General features: G+C 45.3%; 16 protein-coding genes and 1 pseudogene. 13 read left to right on the forward strand and 4 right to left on the reverse strand.

Going from position 1 to position 15,422, the window contains the following annotated elements; translation table 11 throughout:
• The first annotated feature begins 8 nt into the window (after positions 1–8).
• The 3 genes from RID53_RS20600 (at position 9) to RID53_RS20610 (ending at position 3,993) form a co-directional block, all read left to right on the forward strand.
• On the forward strand, positions 9–1,493 hold the full coding sequence (locus RID53_RS20600; RefSeq protein WP_446389866.1) for a BCD family MFS transporter: 1,485 nt from the start codon (positions 9–11) through the stop codon (positions 1,491–1,493).
• A 124-nt stretch (positions 1,494–1,617) separates the two neighbouring features.
• Positions 1,618–2,418 (forward strand): inositol monophosphatase family protein, encoded by an 801-nt coding sequence (locus RID53_RS20605; RefSeq protein ID WP_446389867.1) that lies wholly within the window; start codon positions 1,618–1,620, stop codon positions 2,416–2,418.
• A 588-nt stretch (positions 2,419–3,006) separates the two neighbouring features.
• A complete protein-coding gene (locus RID53_RS20610) occupies positions 3,007–3,993 on the forward strand; it encodes a 3'(2'),5'-bisphosphate nucleotidase (protein ID WP_446389868.1) in 987 nt (328 codons plus the stop codon).
• A gap of 86 nt (positions 3,994–4,079) precedes the next feature.
• Here RID53_RS20610 and RID53_RS20615 read toward each other — a convergent pair whose 3' ends face one another.
• Both RID53_RS20615 and RID53_RS20620 read right to left on the reverse strand, forming a co-directional pair.
• Positions 4,080–4,916 (reverse strand): DUF928 domain-containing protein, encoded by an 837-nt coding sequence (locus RID53_RS20615; RefSeq protein WP_446389869.1) that lies wholly within the window; start codon positions 4,914–4,916, stop codon positions 4,080–4,082.
• A 192-nt stretch (positions 4,917–5,108) separates the two neighbouring features.
• A complete protein-coding gene (locus RID53_RS20620; RefSeq protein ID WP_446389870.1) occupies positions 5,109–5,987 on the reverse strand; it encodes a DUF928 domain-containing protein in 879 nt (292 codons plus the stop codon).
• A 511-nt stretch (positions 5,988–6,498) separates the two neighbouring features.
• On the opposite strand from RID53_RS20620, the gene RID53_RS20625 reads away from it, so the two are divergent.
• The 6 genes and pseudogenes from RID53_RS20625 to RID53_RS20650 form a co-directional block, all read left to right on the forward strand.
• Positions 6,499–8,199, forward strand: coding sequence for a CHASE2 domain-containing protein (locus RID53_RS20625; protein ID WP_446389871.1), 1,701 nt, complete (start codon positions 6,499–6,501; stop codon positions 8,197–8,199).
• Positions 8,200–8,202: 3 nt separating this feature from the next.
• A complete protein-coding gene (locus RID53_RS20630; protein ID WP_446389872.1) occupies positions 8,203–8,361 on the forward strand; it encodes a hypothetical protein in 159 nt (52 codons plus the stop codon).
• Positions 8,362–8,880 carry a phage tail protein gene (locus RID53_RS20635; RefSeq protein ID WP_446389873.1) on the forward strand — a complete coding sequence of 173 codons (519 nt, stop codon included), beginning with the start codon at positions 8,362–8,364 and terminating at the stop codon, positions 8,878–8,880. It begins immediately after the preceding gene.
• A gap of 323 nt (positions 8,881–9,203) precedes the next feature.
• Positions 9,204–10,178 carry a hypothetical protein gene (locus RID53_RS20640; protein ID WP_446389874.1) on the forward strand — a complete coding sequence of 325 codons (975 nt, stop codon included), beginning with the start codon at positions 9,204–9,206 and terminating at the stop codon, positions 10,176–10,178.
• A gap of 135 nt (positions 10,179–10,313) precedes the next feature.
• On the forward strand, positions 10,314–11,045 hold the full coding sequence (locus RID53_RS20645; RefSeq protein ID WP_446389875.1) for a TVP38/TMEM64 family protein: 732 nt from the start codon (positions 10,314–10,316) through the stop codon (positions 11,043–11,045).
• 275 nt (positions 11,046–11,320) lie between these two features.
• Positions 11,321–11,494, forward strand: a pseudogene (locus RID53_RS20650) (NF041680 family putative transposase); the annotation flags it as partial.
• A 130-nt stretch (positions 11,495–11,624) separates the two neighbouring features.
• Here the strand turns inward: RID53_RS20650 and RID53_RS20655 are convergent.
• Positions 11,625–12,287, reverse strand: coding sequence for a BON domain-containing protein (locus RID53_RS20655; protein WP_446389876.1), 663 nt, complete (start codon positions 12,285–12,287; stop codon positions 11,625–11,627).
• A 329-nt stretch (positions 12,288–12,616) separates the two neighbouring features.
• Between RID53_RS20655 and RID53_RS20660 the strand changes: the two genes are divergently transcribed.
• From RID53_RS20660 to RID53_RS20670, 3 genes are all read left to right on the forward strand, one after another.
• Complete coding sequence (locus tag RID53_RS20660) at positions 12,617–13,132, forward strand: hypothetical protein (protein WP_446389877.1); 516 nt, start codon at positions 12,617–12,619, stop codon at positions 13,130–13,132.
• 185 nt (positions 13,133–13,317) lie between these two features.
• On the forward strand, positions 13,318–13,890 hold the full coding sequence (locus tag RID53_RS20665) for a ferritin-like domain-containing protein (RefSeq protein WP_446389878.1): 573 nt from the start codon (positions 13,318–13,320) through the stop codon (positions 13,888–13,890).
• A gap of 301 nt (positions 13,891–14,191) precedes the next feature.
• The gene (locus RID53_RS20670) at positions 14,192–14,506 is read left to right on the forward strand and encodes a DUF1816 domain-containing protein (protein WP_446389879.1); all 315 of its coding nucleotides are present in this window, start codon (positions 14,192–14,194) and stop codon (positions 14,504–14,506) included.
• A 95-nt stretch (positions 14,507–14,601) separates the two neighbouring features.
• On the opposite strand, the gene RID53_RS20675 is transcribed toward RID53_RS20670, so the two are convergent.
• Positions 14,602–14,787: a XamI family restriction endonuclease gene (locus RID53_RS20675; protein ID WP_446389880.1), complete on the reverse strand. Its 186-nt coding sequence runs from the start codon at positions 14,785–14,787 to the stop codon at positions 14,602–14,604.
• 485 nt (positions 14,788–15,272) lie between these two features.
• Here RID53_RS20675 and RID53_RS20680 point away from each other — a divergent pair, with 485 nt between their 5' ends.
• Entirely contained in the window at positions 15,273–15,416 is a 144-nt protein-coding gene (locus RID53_RS20680; protein ID WP_446389881.1) for a hypothetical protein, read from the forward strand.
• Positions 15,417–15,422 lie beyond the last annotated feature (6 nt).

Here is a 15,422-nt window from a genome sequence, read left to right on the forward strand (position 1 = left end):
TAACGGCTATGGAAACCAGTGATTTTACTCAATCCTCGTCCACTCCCTCATCCCCAGACAAACCCCTGCCCAGAATCAAGATATTGACCATGTTCCGCCTGGGTTTATTCCAGATGGGGTTAGGGATTATGGCGATTCTCACCTTGGGTATCCTCAACCGGGTGATGATTAGCGAACTGGGGATTAATCCGGCTTATGCTACGGGGGTTTTAGCCATGCATCAACTGGTTGCCCCGGCTAGAATTTGGTTTGGTCAACTATCCGATGCTAAACCCCTGTTTGGATATCACCGCAGTGGTTATGTTTGGCTTGGCACCGCTGGATTTGCGATCGCGGCTTTTTTAGCGGTTCAGGTGATGTGGCAATTGGGTGCAGCAGTACAAACTGCTGGAGGTTGGACATTAAATACTGAAATATTAGGCTGGACAGCGGTATTGGCATTAATTTTTACCCTCTATGGTTTAGCCCTGAGTGCTAGTTCTACACCCTTTACCGCCATGCTGGTGGATGTTTCGGATGAGGACAATCGCTCCAAGTTAATCGGCACAACTTGGTCAATGCTGATGGTGGGTATTATTATCGGCGGGATTACCGGGGGTATCTTGCTCAACAGCCTTGATCCGGCAGAAACAGGATCACAGGTTAGTGCAGAGGTTCTGTCATCACCCTTAGCCACATTACAGACTCCCCTCAACCGCCTGTTTATCATCGTGCCATTGGTAGTTATCGGATTAACCCTCCTAGCCACTCTAGGAATTGAGAAAAAATACTCCCGCTACGCCTCCCGTTCGAGTTTAGTCGAGCGAGAAGACCAAGTTACCTTGGGTAGGGCGCTGAAAGTGTTAACCGCCAGTCGCCAAACGGGTTTATTTTTCACCTTTTTACTGGTAATGACGATTAGCCTGTTTATGCAGGAAGGCGTGTTAGAACCTTATGGCGCTGATGTCTTTGGCATGCCGATTGGTGAAACCACTCGACTCAACTCCTATTGGGGATTAGGGACATTAATTGGTGTGAGTACCACAGGGTTTTTAGTCGTACCTCATATTGGTAAGCAGAATACGACGAAATTAGGGTGTCTATCCGTAGCCATTAGCTTCTGTGTGATTATTCTATCGGGATTTACCCAACAGGGAGAGATTTTGAAGCTGGCGATGGTGTTATTTGGTCTCGCGGCGGGAATCACCACGACGGGAGGATTAAGTCTGATGCTGGATTTGACGGCAGCAGAAACCGCCGGAACCTTTATTGGGGCATGGGGATTAGCCCAAGCGATCGCACGGGGGTTAGCTACCTTTATCGGCGGTTGGGTGTTGTCCATTGGAGAAACCCTGTTTACCGCACCTGTATTAGCGTATGGTTTGGTGTTTGCCTTGCAAGCCGTGGGCATGATTGTCGCGATTTGGTTTTTGGGACGAGTGAACGTGCAAGAATTCCGGGATAATGCCAAACAAGCGATCGCGACGGTTATGGAAAATGATTTAGACGGCTAATACGGATAATATGGTAGGGGCGGGTTTCACCCAGATTTAACTAAACCTGCCCTAACTTAATTTTGAGGGTAGACAATTTCTATCCAGGGACTCTGGATGAGGAATTCTATGGATTATTTAACTAATGAAGGAATTTTGGGCGTCTGTACTCGACTTTGCCAAAGAGATTACCAACCATGTCGGTAGCCAACTCCTGCCTGATTTTCGCTGCTGTCAGGCGTCGCAGAAAGCGGATGGGAGTTTGGTGACAAAAGCGGATCATTGGGCGGATGAGACGATTCGTCGGGCGATCGCGTCTCGGTTTCCTAGTCACGGAATCATCAGTGAGGAAGGGGAACATCGGTTTCCGGATACGGAGTGGTGCTGGATTATCGATCCCTTAGATGGTACGACTAACTTTACCCGAGGTATTCCGATTTGGGGGATTTCTCTGGGCTTGCTGTATCATGGCACACCCGTGTTTGGATATGTCCATTTTCCCCCCATCGGACAATCCTTTCATGGCTTTTGGGCGGGGGAATCGGGATTACCGGATATCATCCCTGGGGCGTTTATGAATGAGTTTTCCATCCACAGTAGCCCCGATGAACTCAGTAGCAATCACTTTTTCAACCTTTGCTCTCGCAGTACCTCCCTGTTACAGCAACCCTTCCCCTGTAAAATTCGCATGTTAGGGGTTGCCAGTTATAACTTCATTACCGTTGCCACAGGAGCGGTTCTGGGCGGGATGGAAGCAACGCCAAAGATTTGGGATATTGCGGGGGCGTGGGTGATTGTAAAAGCAGCGGGTGCGGTTTGGGTGTCCTTGGAATCCAACCCAATTTTCCCCTTGAAAGTCGGTCAAGATTACGGTGGGCGATCGTTTCCCACACTAATTGTCAGCCGTGCTGAATTAGTGGATGTATTTAAATCCTATATCCAATAGAACCCGAATTAGTTCCTAGAGGTTCCAGTGGAACGTCTCTACAAGCTCCCCCAGCTCCTCCAGCTCCTCCAGCTCCCCCAGCTCCCCCAGCTCCTCCCAGCTCCTCCCAGCTCCCCCCGCTCCCCCAGCTCCCTCAGCTCCCTCAGCTCCCCCCGCTCCCCCATCTCTCCTGAAATCTTGGCTTGAACCTTGATGATCGCTCTGTCGAGAGGTCATTATGGAAGCGGCAATACGTTACAGCGATCGCTCCTAGTTTTATGCCACTGTACAGATTAATCCGGGTACAGGTTTGGGTAGATCGTGATCAGTGGTGACATCGGGAAAGTTAAACCTAACCCAAGGGTGCGACCAAACAGTACTCAAGGTCAACGGGAAGCGGCTTCTCGACCAGTAGCAGGGTATTAACATTGAAAGGCTCATTAAGAGGAGTGTTGTAAGCAAACCCCCACGAGAGCAATTGCCCTCGTTACCAGAATAAAAAATATCTGTCTGGGGGTAAGGACGGGCTAAAGCCGCTTAATGGGGTGTTTTCCCACCCGTTCTTAAGCCAGGTTGTTTGAGAGTATTATGGAGCAATAGAGATTTATCATGTCTTACGAGCAAGAAAAACAGGTAGCCATTGAGGCGGCACTGACAGCAGCAAAACTCTGTGAGCAAGTTCGCCAAGAACAGGTGACTGAAGCCATGGAAAAGAGCGATAAAAGCCCGGTCACAGTAGCGGATTTGGGGTCTCAAGCGGTTATCTGTCGAGCGTTAGCGATGGCGTTTCCTGATGACCTTGTGGTGGGCGAAGAAGATGCGTCCCAGTTGCGTCAACCCGAAATGGCTGATCAACTGAATCGGGTAAGTCACTACGTCAAGTCTGTCGTTGGTGATGCGACACCCGATCAGGTATTGGACTGGATTGATCGCGGCAATAGTCAGATTGGGGGGCGCTATTGGACATTAGACCCCATCGATGGCACAAAAGGGTTTCTGCGTCAAGACCAATACGCCGTAGCTTTAGCCCTGGTAGAACTGGGTGAAGTGAAACTCGGTGTTTTAGCTTGTCCCGCTTTACCCGTTTCACCCTATCAACCCGATGGAGAAAAGGGTGTCCTATTTGTAGCGGTACGGGGTCAGGGTGCAACCATGGTTCCCATCTCTGGCGGAGAACCTCAGCCGATTCAGGTGACAAAGGCTGATAGTCAGGAGGCGATGCGCTTTGTCGAGAGTGTGGAATCCGGTCACGGGGATCACTCACGACAGGATGCAGTTGCCAAAGCTGTAGGCATTACCACACCGTCGTTGCGGATGGATTCTCAAGCCAAGTATGGCGCAGTCGCGTCGGGGCGTGCATCGCTTTACCTGCGTTTGCCATCACCCAAGTCTCCAGACTACCGGGAAAAGATTTGGGATCATGCGGCGGGAACAATTGTAGTTGAGGAAGCCGGGGGACGGGTGACCGATATGCACGGGAAAGCCCTCAACTTTTCTCTCGGTGCCAAACTGTCTGATAATCAGGGGGTCATTGTCAGCAATGGTGTGATTCACGATACCGTGCTGGACGCCTTGCGAGAAACGGCGAGCGTGTAAAAAGGATGCCAATCTAACCACTGTCAGTAATCAAAAAGGGAAAAGGTTAAACCTTTTCCCTGAAACCTATCCCTCACAACCTTGAGTCAATTTTCAGCATTGATTTCAACAGTTGACCCAGAATGACTCACCAACGGTGCTTCAATCAGTTGATCTAGACCCGCAAAGTTCAAGGCAGATTGCCAATTTTCTTGAACTTGAGGATCATCGGAATCCTTACGTAACTGAGCCAATCTACCTGTTGCATCCATCCAGAAGCCATATTCAGCGAAAATAGCTGGCTTTTCCCGTTCTGATGCATTGGCTAACTTTTGAGCAAGTTCGGTTTCTGGAGAAACACGCTCAACCCACCCTTCGACCGTCAAATTTGCAGAAGCATCACCCCCCTGCTCACAACTGAGGGAAAATACCCACTGGTATTTTTCCGATTCCTTGAGTAGCTCCTCTTCCTCTGTCATCGGTTCTGGCAGAGTGAACATGACAATTCCTGGCGTTTCGTTTAAAGAAACTATTTCGTGATAAATAATCCCTTTGTCTGGACTCAGCAATGCAAATTCTGCTTCCTTGGCTTGAGTCTCACCCACGTAAACCAAGAATGTCGGATTCGGTAATGCCGTTACTTCAACTGGAATTGTGTTTTTTTCTGCAACTTCTGGTACTAAGGGTGTGACCTCGACTTCCTCTCCATAGCACATACCCGAACCTCGCGAGTATCCTGGGGTTCTCCACCGAGACGCTCTAATGCTGCGGTTACGAAATCGTAGCCCCTTATTTCCAGCAAAGAGGGTTTCTGAAGGCTTCTGATCATTGTGACTGGACGAAGTGGGTTTGAAACCAGCGATCGCCAGGGAACTGGCACTCATCACCAATCCCACAGACAACATCAGGGAAAATGTTTTCAGATAGATAGAGGGCTTTTTCATGTTACGTTTTGCCAATGGCAGCTCTTGAGACAAGTCTAGCCTTATCCTTATTTTTATCTGTAGAGACGTTCTCCCGAAACGCCTCTAGCTGGGGAAAAGCGGATCAGCTTTTCCCGGGTCTGCATCATAATCCGGGCAGACATTAGGGTTTGGAGTTGAAATTTACAATAGCTCAGTCGTCTGAAGATAAAGTTAATTATCAACCTCAGACTCAGGACTATTAACGGGACGTTCTGCAACAAGATTCTCTAACCCCACAGATGCTAGGAGATCTTTCCAGTCGGCTTGAACTTGAGGATTATTCGGATAACGCTCCCGTAATTTCGCCAGTGAACTCACTGCCTCTGTCCAAATGCCATGATCCACAAATACTTTCGGTTGCTCCATGTCTGGGGTTTTGGCTAACTCTTGCTGCAAAGACTCTTCCTTGGCAATTCGTTTCACCCAACCTTCTGCTGTAGGATTTTGACTCCAATCAGTCTGATCGCAAGGAATAGTTACGAACCAGTTGTAGATTTGATCTACTTTTAACAATTCATTATCTGGATTAGCCGGATCGGACTCTGGGAGGCTAATGCTGACAATTCCGGGAGTTTGATTGTCTAGAGAAATGGTTGCTTCATGAACAACCTCACTCCTGTCTTCAGTCATCAGCGTGAATACTGCTTCCTCGGCTTCAGTCTCAGTGATATGAACTAAGAACGTCGGCGTTTCCTCGACTGTCAATTCAACGGGAATCTGAGCATTTGTGGACGATTCTTGAGCATCTTCTGGCAACTCCTTACTTTGCAGTTGCGGTAATAATGCTGTTACGTTAACTTGTTTTTCTTCATCCCCTATTTTGCAGACTCCCCGCGAGAACCCTCCAGTTCTGCGCCGAGAGGCTCGCATTCTCCGCCGTCGGAAGCGTAGACCTTTATTCCCCGCGACTAACGTTTCTGAAAGCTTCTGATTTTCCTGATTGGGTGAACTCGGTTTGAGACCAGCGATCGCCATGGCACTGGCACTCATCACTAATCCCAGAGACAACATTAGGGAAAACGTTTTAAGATATATAGAGGGCTTTTTCATGTTACTCCTTGCCAATGGCGGTAATGGATACAATTTTAATTAACGCAGTAGTAGAGAGCTTAACTAAGTTAGCGTATTCATCTACAGAGCGACTTCTCTCTATTCAGCAAAATTTCCTGTCCTAGCTGTAAATTTTAAGCAACGCTAAACCAGGTTAACTCATTTCTTTGTTTATCGCGACTCAGCCAAGACGCTGGCAATGAGCAGCTTTACGGTCTAAACTCGCTCAGTATACAATTTAAGCCCCATGACAGTAACAACCTGCCTGGGTACTATATTATATACTGATATTCTATCGGACTCGTCTGTAAAACCTAGTATCATTACACTTCTTTAAAAAAAGTGATGAATATACCGATAAAATTAGACAGTGGCTATGGTTTACTGACTCTACATTAATTTATATTAAGTTCGATTGTCTTAATCCCCGGCTGAGAATCCCAATAAATTCCGCCTTAAAGTGGGCATTGTCAGCGAATTAACCCTCAAGCGAACAGGAGGCAATACCAAGATGATTTCTGAAATGCGTTCATTTTTCAGCCAGCATCCCGTAGGTAAGGGAATCATGGCGTTTGGCGGTACAGTTGTTCTTACGAGTGTGGTGGTGACAGGGGTGATTGTGGGACTGCGACAGTTGGGGGCTTTAGAAGGAGCTGAACTGGACGCTTACGACCAACTCGTGCGATCGCGTCCAGAATCAGTGCCAAGCGATCGCGTCTTAGTCGTGGGGATTAGCGAAGAGGATATCCGAAACTATAACCAGTTTCCGATAACGGATGCCACATTAGCAACGGTACTCAAGAAACTAGCAGACTATCAACCCCGTGCGATCGGGATTGACATTGGACGGGATGTGCCGATTGGTGAAGGTCGTGAGGATTTAATTCAGGTTATTGAGCAAAACGATAACATGGTCGCCGCCTGCGTCATGAGTTCTGCGACTGAACCCGGAACGCCACCCGCCCCCGGCGTTCCCCCAGAACGGGTTGGTTTTGCGGATATGCAGCTTGATCAAGATCAAGTCATTCGCCGCACAGCGTTAGTTTCATTTCCTCCGTTTGTGGAACCACTCCCAGAAAATCCCCATCTGTGTCAAGATCCGGATAGCCTCCTCTATTCCTTACCGTTTCGGTTAGCTACGTCATATCTAGAACAAGAGGGAATCGAAGAAGAATTAACCACCCCAGAGGAATTCATCAAGTTGGATTCCACGATATTCCTTCCTCTAGAAGAGCAATCCGGTAACTATAGTTACACAGGTGCATTTGACTACCAAATCATGATCAATTGGTCAGGTGAAAATGCCATTGAGCAAGTAACCCTGACTGATGTCTTAGAAGACAACATTGATCCTAATCTTGTCACAGACCGAGTGGTTTTGGTCGGGTACACCGCCAGCACAGCCAATGATGATTTTGCCACACCCTTTAGTGCAGCTGCTCAGGATCGAGTGTTAATGCCTGGGGTGGTTCTTCACGCCCAAGTTGTCAGTCAAATCCTGAGTACCGTTTTAGAGGGTCGCCCCTTAATTTGGTATTGGTCTCAAGGAACTGAAATCCTCTGGATTTTTCTCTGGTCCGTTGTTGGCGGAACCCTGGCTTGGAAAATTCGCCGCCCTTGGATTCTGATTCCCGTTGCGATTGTAGCGGGTGGTGTTTTGTATGGTATTTCCTATGCTGTATTTGTCCAGCAGGCGGGATGGATACCGTTAGTTCCGCCAACCATCGGGTTAGCCTTAACCACCTTTAGCGTTGTCATTATTGACCGCTACGGTCAAGTTGTGGCTAAAACAGTTAAAAAACTACTGAGAATCAACATTGAAATTGACGAAACTCAAAGAGAAGAGCAGGTTAACCAAGTTGTCAACACTGATACCTTTCAAGACTTGCAAATTAAAGCACAAGAACTCAAGAAGCGCCGCGACATTACCAAGAAAACAACTTCTAGTAATACAATCAAAGATCGAGTATTAGTCGATTGGGAAGAGGCTCCAGAACTCGGTCAATATCAACAATTACTGCAACGAGCGAGAGTATTAAGACATAAGCTCAATCGGGTCGAAGATCAACGGGACGAGATTGAAGAGACTGATCATTCGACGAACGGGTCTTCTGGAACCATGCCAACTGTTAAAAGACAAGCATTTAACCCAGAAGACGAAAGTTATCTCTCGCAATTACAAAGTCGGGGAAGACGGATGAGAAACCGATAAACGATGAACCAGGAACAACGAACGATTCTCTTAAAACTTGCTGCCAAAGTATCTCAAGATCCTTTACTAATGCGGAAAGTCAGCGAACAAGTGTATCAGCTAATGCAAGAGGATTTACGCAAGCAACGCGAACGCCATAAAAACTACAGAGGATTACTATAAATGGCTGACAACGGTAATATCACCCACGAACTCAACTACGTCACCGCTAATCGATTTTATATCGAAATCGAAAGTCAGATTACGGCTTCATTTAGTGAGTGTTCTGGGTTAGGAGTTCAGATTGATAAAGAAGTTTATTTTGAAGGAGGAGTTAACGAACAACAACGCATCTTTCTCAAGCAAGCCAAATTTGATGATGTTACCCTGAAGCGGGGGATTACCGAAGATTTAGTGTTTTGGGATTGGATTAACAAGACGCTCAATCCTGGTAAAAAAGAACGACGTAATGTCAACATCTTGGTCTTTAATCAAGCCGGAGAAACCATGCAATGTTGGACATTAATTGGTGCGGTTCCAGTCGGTTGGAAAACGCCAGCTTTACAAGCGAGTTCTAGTACCGTAGCGATTGAGGAATTAACGCTTGCCTACGAAGGCTTAAAGGTTGTCGCCGAGCAAGGTGGCGGCGGTGCCAGTACCAATTTACAACGGGCTAGCACTGGCTATTTCCCCAGCAACTAACTAGGTCAGTCGGTGGGAAAAGGTAAAGTTAATAGTGAGAATCGTCATTTGTCATTTGTCATTTGTAAGGGTTTGAGGAATATTGACAAAAGTTTGGTATTTCCACCAACCTACTTAGAGACGTGCCATGGCACGTTTTGAAGGACAGGTTTAGGAAGAATGTCACTGACTTAAGGCTGGTGGGCAATGCCCACCCTACGGTATATCAAGGGTTTTGGTTCTCCCTAAATGAAATGCTTATTTTAGTGCCATTCGGTTTAGGAATGTTCGTGATAATTGTACCTCAAACTTGCTCTGACTAAATTTTAAGCTTCAAAGAATTGATGAAATTTTCAGAACTATCACTGGGGATAAAAAAGCCATTACTGTCGGCTAAACCTCTTGGACAAATGCCCAGTAAATTGCCCACTCTAGGGCTATTGGCTAACTCAAATGTTCATAACTTAGACATACTTTCTTCCACGGGTAGAACTGTATTAGCGGCTATCTCTCAAAAAAGGGAAAAAGAATCTGTAAAGTTGGCAGAAAATGCTCAAGCTAACGATGGCGTTGGATTGAGGAACGACACCCAACGGTCAACTATTCCCAGAAGCTGGGTTTCTGGTGAGGACAACAACGAAATATCGGCATTTTACCCAAAGGTTAATCAAGCCAAATCTTTTCCACAACTTCCTTTGAGTTGGCAAGACTTAAACACCATAATTTCTTTAGGTCAATTTCATAGTTTAGGTCGGTCTTCGCTTCAATCTTTGCAGGTGTTAAACCTTACTTTTGAAACTTCAATTAATCAGGAATTAGGTGAATTGTCCTTAAGTCGTTCTGAGAATGATCAGAATCGTTTACCTGAGTCAAGTTTCTCACGATTGAACTCAATCTCTTTAGACAAGAGTCATTCAGATTTAAATTTAGATAGTCAATCCTCTAGTCAAACTACACCAACCTCTTGGGAGAGTTTGGCTGAATTAATTGGCGAGGATAGTTCGGTTTCTAGTCAGGATAGCGATGATGAAGATATCGAAGGGTTCATGTTTACTCCAGAAGGATTTCGTCCCATTTATGCTAATCCAATAAAAACATCTGGTGATGGGGCGGATTCAATTGAAGCGGAAGCAAAAACAGTTTCTGAAACCTATCAAACTCCTAAAGTAACGGTTCAACCTTCATCAACAGTCGTTCCCTCCTCCCAATCAAACGAACCGGAACTCGTCAGTGAATCTAATTTGCGGATGTTGGCACAGGAAGTCTACAAGTTAGTCCGACAGCGGTTGCAAATTGAGCGAGAACGTTATCGTCGTTAAGTTTTTTTATAAGATGCAATTATAAACCATGATTATTGAAACAAAAATAATCTATAAATGATACTTAAATTGGATTAAATACCTCCGTCTCTATAGAGGAAAGCAGATAAAAATGGTAAAACTAAGGAAAATAAAATGGCTCAACTCAGTAAATATCGTTTAAATTCAAAGCTAAAACTGGTACTAATCGGGGGTTTAGTCGTTCTTCTGATTATTGCCAACAAACATTTCGACATTCGGGAACTTTTGCAAACCACCTTACATTGGGTGAAAACTCTTGGTATCTTAGCGCCCATTATATATATAATCATCTACAACCTAGCAACAGTACTATTTATTCCGGGTTCTCTCTTGACCTTAAAAGGAGGTTGCTTGTTTGGCTTGTTTTGGGGTTCAATCTATGTCACGATTGCGGCAATGTTTGGAGCCATTTTTGCTTTTTTAATTGGACGCTATCTTTCGCGGGATTGGGTTTGTAAACAACTTGAAAATCATCCCAAATTCAAAGCGATTAATCAAGCGGTGAAGAGAGAAGGATGGAAAATTGTCCTGCTGACTCGCCTTTCTCCTATCTTTCCGTTTAACCTACTCAATTACCTATTTGGTGTTACCCAAGTTTCTATCAAAGACTATGTTGTGGGTTCTATTGGCATGATTCCAGCCACCTTGGTATACGTTTACATCGGTTCCCTGGCTAGCAATTTAGCCGCCGTTAATATGTCTAATCAACCCACCACGCAGGAAACTCAAATCGCTAAATGGGTGATTCGGATCATTGGCTTAATTGCGACAATTGTCGTAACAGTCTACCTCACCCATCTTGCCAAGAAAGCTTTAGATGAAACTGTTGTACAGGAAGAAGTCTAACGGGTGCATGTCAACTTTGTAGGTTGGGTTGAGGGACGAAACCCAACTTATCCGGTTAACTGGGGTATTGCGGGCAAACCTGACATGCTCCCAAGTCTAACCCACTGCAACCAGAAATAACTAATTTTAGTATTGGATGTTTTAACTTAATGAAGAGGAAATAATTTGACTATGACCGAAAATTTTTACTCGTCTTTAACTCCCTCATTTTTCTCCGAGATATGCGGCTCAGTTTCTCCCCCAAAACAAACATCTAAATAACTTTCCTGGAGAGAGTTCAACGGGACTTCTACCGAATTATTTCGTCTTTGGGTATACCTGCTCAATCCCCCAAACGTCGTGGTTATTCACCTGGAAGAATTAAAGGTGAAAAAAAAGAGCTGAGAACCCGCCATCAAGTTATCAAAAAACAGCCACCTTGTAAAAACCAAAAGAGTCAAGTCTCCTAAGCTTTACTCTGTAACCTTCTAAATCCGGTATTTCTGAGCTTTTCTTCGAGCTGAGATAGAGAAGCTATTGTCTCTTGCTTTATTTGCGTATTAGTTACGCAAATACTTCGATTTTGTCCAAAGTCCAAAACTAGGTATAAACGATGTTAAGTTGATCGACTACATCCACCACACCAGTAGTATAGATAGCCGCGTTATAGGCAGATCGCCACGCCGCCCAATTGGGAACATTACCTCCCAAGATCACAGTGCCATTTTCTACAGCCACCGTGACATCCTCAACATTGACATGAGAATTTCTGGCTAGGGCGGCTTCAATATCTCTAGCGATTACCTGATCAAGCAGTTTATCGGTCAGAACCACCCCAAGTTCGTTAATTACATCGATGACACCCGCAATCCCATAAGCATCCTGTTCCGCTTGATATTTCTTCCAATAAGCATCCACAGTACCTCGGAGAGTAACCACTCCAGAGGTAACACTGACTTCTATGTTCGCCGAATCAATATCAGGTTCCCAAACTAAGACAGCGTTTACACTCGATGCAATTTCGCTGTCCGGGGGAACTGTTACCGCAGGTGGATATTTTACCTGGAGTTGGTTATCTACTTTCTGAATTCCCGATACCACCCAAGCGTCTTCTGCTGCTGCCATTTTGGCGCGGTAACTGGGTACATTGCCTCTCAGGATAGCTTTACTATCTTCAATCGTAATCTCAATATCTGCGGCTGGCACGCGCCCATCCCAGCGGATTTGATCTTTAACTCTAGTGCCAAGTTCTTGATCTGTCATGAAAACCATACCTATCACCTCAAATCGCCATTTGGTTTTAACGGAATCTAACTCATATTGAAATAGCCGACACCCCCACTTCATCTTGGTATTTGTTCCCCTTGGCTTTCCTCTTTCTAAAGGGGTAGATATGATTCTCAAAGTAGGGGGGAAAGTTCCCTCCCCTTGGCAAGGGGAGGGTTAGGGTGGGGTCAGATCAAGGTAAAGGTATTGGAGATGTATTCCGTCTCAAGACTGACGTTATTGCCGGGTTCGATTCTTTAAGATTATCGTAAACTCCCCTAAATCTATTATTTTGTTCAACTTGTAGATATCATCACTATCGGATTATGTCTTATCTGATTGCCGTATTGCCCAATCGAACCCAAGCAGAAGCGGCTTCCTCTGCCTTAGTTAAAAATGGTCTATCAACGACTCAGATTAGTATCCTAGGCGAAGGCTATCAAAGTGCAGATGAATTTGGCTTGGTTGAACCCAATCAACAGGCGACTCAACAAATCATCCGTTTAGCCTATTGGCTGATTCCCTTTGGATTTGTGGCTGGTTATGTCTTCAATGTCCTCACGGGTATCGCCATTTTTCCTGGTGCGAGTCGCCTACTCAATCACATTATCGCCGGAATTCTCGGCGCTATTGCTGGAGCGCTGGGCGCTCTTTTGGTGGGCGGTGGCGTAGGTATCGCCATTGGTGGGGGTGATGCTCTGACGTATCGCAATCGCCTGAATGCAGGTAAATATTTGATTGCGGTAAAAGCATCGGAGGATTTAATCCGCCAAGCTACTTCTGTGCTGCGCCAATTTGAACCCGAAGCGATTCAGGGGTATCAAGAGCCGACTTCCGCCTAAGTCGAATAGTTCGGAAGTTAGAAATCCTAGTTCTCTCCTGCGACAGAAGCACTTTTTCGGCTCTTTGTTTACAGTTAAGTTCAGTAATAAAGATTTGGGTTACTCAATTAACGCCGAGAGCCAATGACTTATGGTTGGTGAATCGGTGAGTATCCCTGAATTGATAATGAGAAGGATGAACACGTATGACAGCTACACAAACAAAAAATAAACTTTATGATATCGACAAGATCCGCCAGCAGGCGCGTCAGTCTATTGAAGAGGGAGCCGTTACTGAAGATTATCCCCTAGACCGCGAACAAGCTTGTCAGTTTCTCAACGAAGCGCTAGCCACGGAAATTTTATGTGTAATGCGCTACCGTCACCATCAGGTTATTGCTAAGGGAATTAATTATCCTCAAGTTGCGGCGGAGTTTGCAGAACATGCCGAGCAAGAACAAGAACATACGATGATGCTCGCCGAGCGGATTGATCAGCTTGGGGGTGATCCCGATTTTAATCCGGCGACAATCATGGAGCGCTCATCTACGGAGTATGGTAGCACGGGTGCCAATATTGAGTTGACTCAATTGATCAAAGAGGATTTAGTCGCCGAGCGGATTGCGATTGAAGTTTACCGCAAGTTAGTTGGCTTTTTTGGTCATGCTGATCCCACAACTCGTCATATTGTGGAAAGCATTCTGGAAGATGAAGAAGATCACGCCAGTGAACTGGCTGATCTGTTAGCGGCTATCGATCCCAGAAATAAACCCAGCTAATTAATTGGTTCTATTGGGCGTGCGATCGATCGCGCCACTTCAGGTAAAAGGTATCCCGTGCTACCAGAATCACTGACTGGGGGCGGGATTCTTCCTTGATGCCCAAAATAGTTCTGTATTTAGCATTACAGGCTAACTTAACTTAATGTTCATTCTTTAGATAGAAGAAATTGCCTCACTGACATTGATAATCTTAAGCTCTGGAAGCCCAAATCCTCTAGCGTAGAGATGGCAAGATTGAGAAATGCCATCCCTAATGAACAGGGTGTCAACAGCTCCAGCAACGGACTTACCAAAAAAGATGACTGGCTTTTGGAAAAAATATCAAAATACGTTTCTTGCTTCCTTAGAACGCTTAGGTTTAGCGTGGTGGTTGAAAATCGTCACAGATCATCCCCACTATACCTACTACTTTGGACCGTTTGGCAGTGGCAAGCAAGCCAAACTTTACCAATCCGGATATATCGAGGATTTACAGGAAGAAGGCTGTAAAATCAGCATGATTGAACTGAAGCAAGGTCAACCCAAATTACTCACCATTTCGGAAAATGAACCTGCCGATAATTTTAAGAGCGGTATTCTTGATGTTCTCTATAATTCCAAGCTGTTTTCTTAATCCGATTCCTAAAACTCAATAATTTCAATGCTAATAGTTTTCCTCTATCCTGATTAAAGCGAAACGCTTCAGGGAAAAATTTCATCACCCCTGTATCAGCTATGATGGGGATTCGCGATCGCCTCACTATTTCTTGAGACGGCTCTAGCTAAAATTTCCTCAATCCTCTCCACCCAAACATTACCCAATTCTCTCGGTTCCAGGCGAATAATCGGGTCAGAAATAGCACCGCAGAGATGATCGGCTACAATAGTCGCGGCTCGGTTAACGTCTTCTATCACCTTCCTAGCAACCTTCCTACAGATAATCAAGATTATCAAATAGTCTCCGTTAGTATTATTGAACAGGTGATTACCGATTCCTAGTGCAAGAAGGCAGAAATAATTGAGCCGCTAACATCTCCCCCAGCTTCCAGACGAACCCCATTTATATAAGTAAAACTTTTAGGTTTGACGTTTACGTTTTAATAGTCTAAAGATAAGCGGAGTTCGGGCGGGCAGAAAATGCCCGGGGTAAATCCTGATTTGACCTGGGTTTGAGGATGTAGTATAACGTTACTGTTATACTGTATTGGGTTATTTTTGTGACCATTTTTAACTAACTATTCCTGAAACGCCTTGATACTGCGTTATTGGGTTCTCCCTAGCGCCGGAAAAATTGAAATACTACAATCATGTTCCATTACCCAATTTGATCGACTCATGCAGAGGCAGATTTGACAAAAAAGTCGTTTCATGCATATTTCCCGGCTCAAAAGGGAATGGGAATGCAATTATCCACCCGTCATATCAAAGTTGTTCCCATCAGACAAACAAAATGTCATGTCGTTTTGCGCCAGAGAATTGAGGCAAGAGCCACCCAATTTGAGCGAATGGATTTGGCGCGATCGCACTCTGATGTAGTCGTCTAGTGAGTT

The organism is Coleofasciculus sp. B1-GNL1-01 (assembly GCF_040220235.1).
GTDB lineage: Bacteria > Cyanobacteriota > Cyanobacteriia > Cyanobacteriales > Coleofasciculaceae > Coleofasciculus.

Excerpts from the sequence above, each read along its gene's own strand:
- RID53_RS20600 (WP_446389866.1), top strand. The coding sequence starts at position 9 with ATGGAAACCAGTGATTTTACTCAATCCTCGTCCACTCCCTCATCCCCA.
- RID53_RS20605 (WP_446389867.1), top strand. The coding sequence starts at position 1,618 with ATGAAGGAATTTTGGGCGTCTGTACTCGACTTTGCCAAAGAGATTACC.
- RID53_RS20610 (WP_446389868.1), top strand. The coding sequence starts at position 3,007 with ATGTCTTACGAGCAAGAAAAACAGGTAGCCATTGAGGCGGCACTGACA.
- RID53_RS20615 (WP_446389869.1), bottom strand. The coding sequence starts at position 4,916 with ATGAAAAAGCCCTCTATCTATCTGAAAACATTTTCCCTGATGTTGTCT.
- RID53_RS20620 (WP_446389870.1), bottom strand. The coding sequence starts at position 5,987 with ATGAAAAAGCCCTCTATATATCTTAAAACGTTTTCCCTAATGTTGTCT.
- RID53_RS20625 (WP_446389871.1), top strand. The coding sequence starts at position 6,499 with ATGATTTCTGAAATGCGTTCATTTTTCAGCCAGCATCCCGTAGGTAAG.
- RID53_RS20630 (WP_446389872.1), top strand. The coding sequence starts at position 8,203 with ATGAACCAGGAACAACGAACGATTCTCTTAAAACTTGCTGCCAAAGTA.
- RID53_RS20635 (WP_446389873.1), top strand. The coding sequence starts at position 8,362 with ATGGCTGACAACGGTAATATCACCCACGAACTCAACTACGTCACCGCT.
- RID53_RS20640 (WP_446389874.1), top strand. The coding sequence starts at position 9,204 with ATGAAATTTTCAGAACTATCACTGGGGATAAAAAAGCCATTACTGTCG.
- RID53_RS20645 (WP_446389875.1), top strand. The coding sequence starts at position 10,314 with ATGGCTCAACTCAGTAAATATCGTTTAAATTCAAAGCTAAAACTGGTA.
- RID53_RS20655 (WP_446389876.1), bottom strand. The coding sequence starts at position 12,287 with ATGACAGATCAAGAACTTGGCACTAGAGTTAAAGATCAAATCCGCTGG.
- RID53_RS20660 (WP_446389877.1), top strand. The coding sequence starts at position 12,617 with ATGTCTTATCTGATTGCCGTATTGCCCAATCGAACCCAAGCAGAAGCG.
- RID53_RS20665 (WP_446389878.1), top strand. The coding sequence starts at position 13,318 with ATGACAGCTACACAAACAAAAAATAAACTTTATGATATCGACAAGATC.
- RID53_RS20670 (WP_446389879.1), top strand. The coding sequence starts at position 14,192 with ATGACTGGCTTTTGGAAAAAATATCAAAATACGTTTCTTGCTTCCTTA.
- RID53_RS20680 (WP_446389881.1), top strand. The coding sequence starts at position 15,273 with ATGCAATTATCCACCCGTCATATCAAAGTTGTTCCCATCAGACAAACA.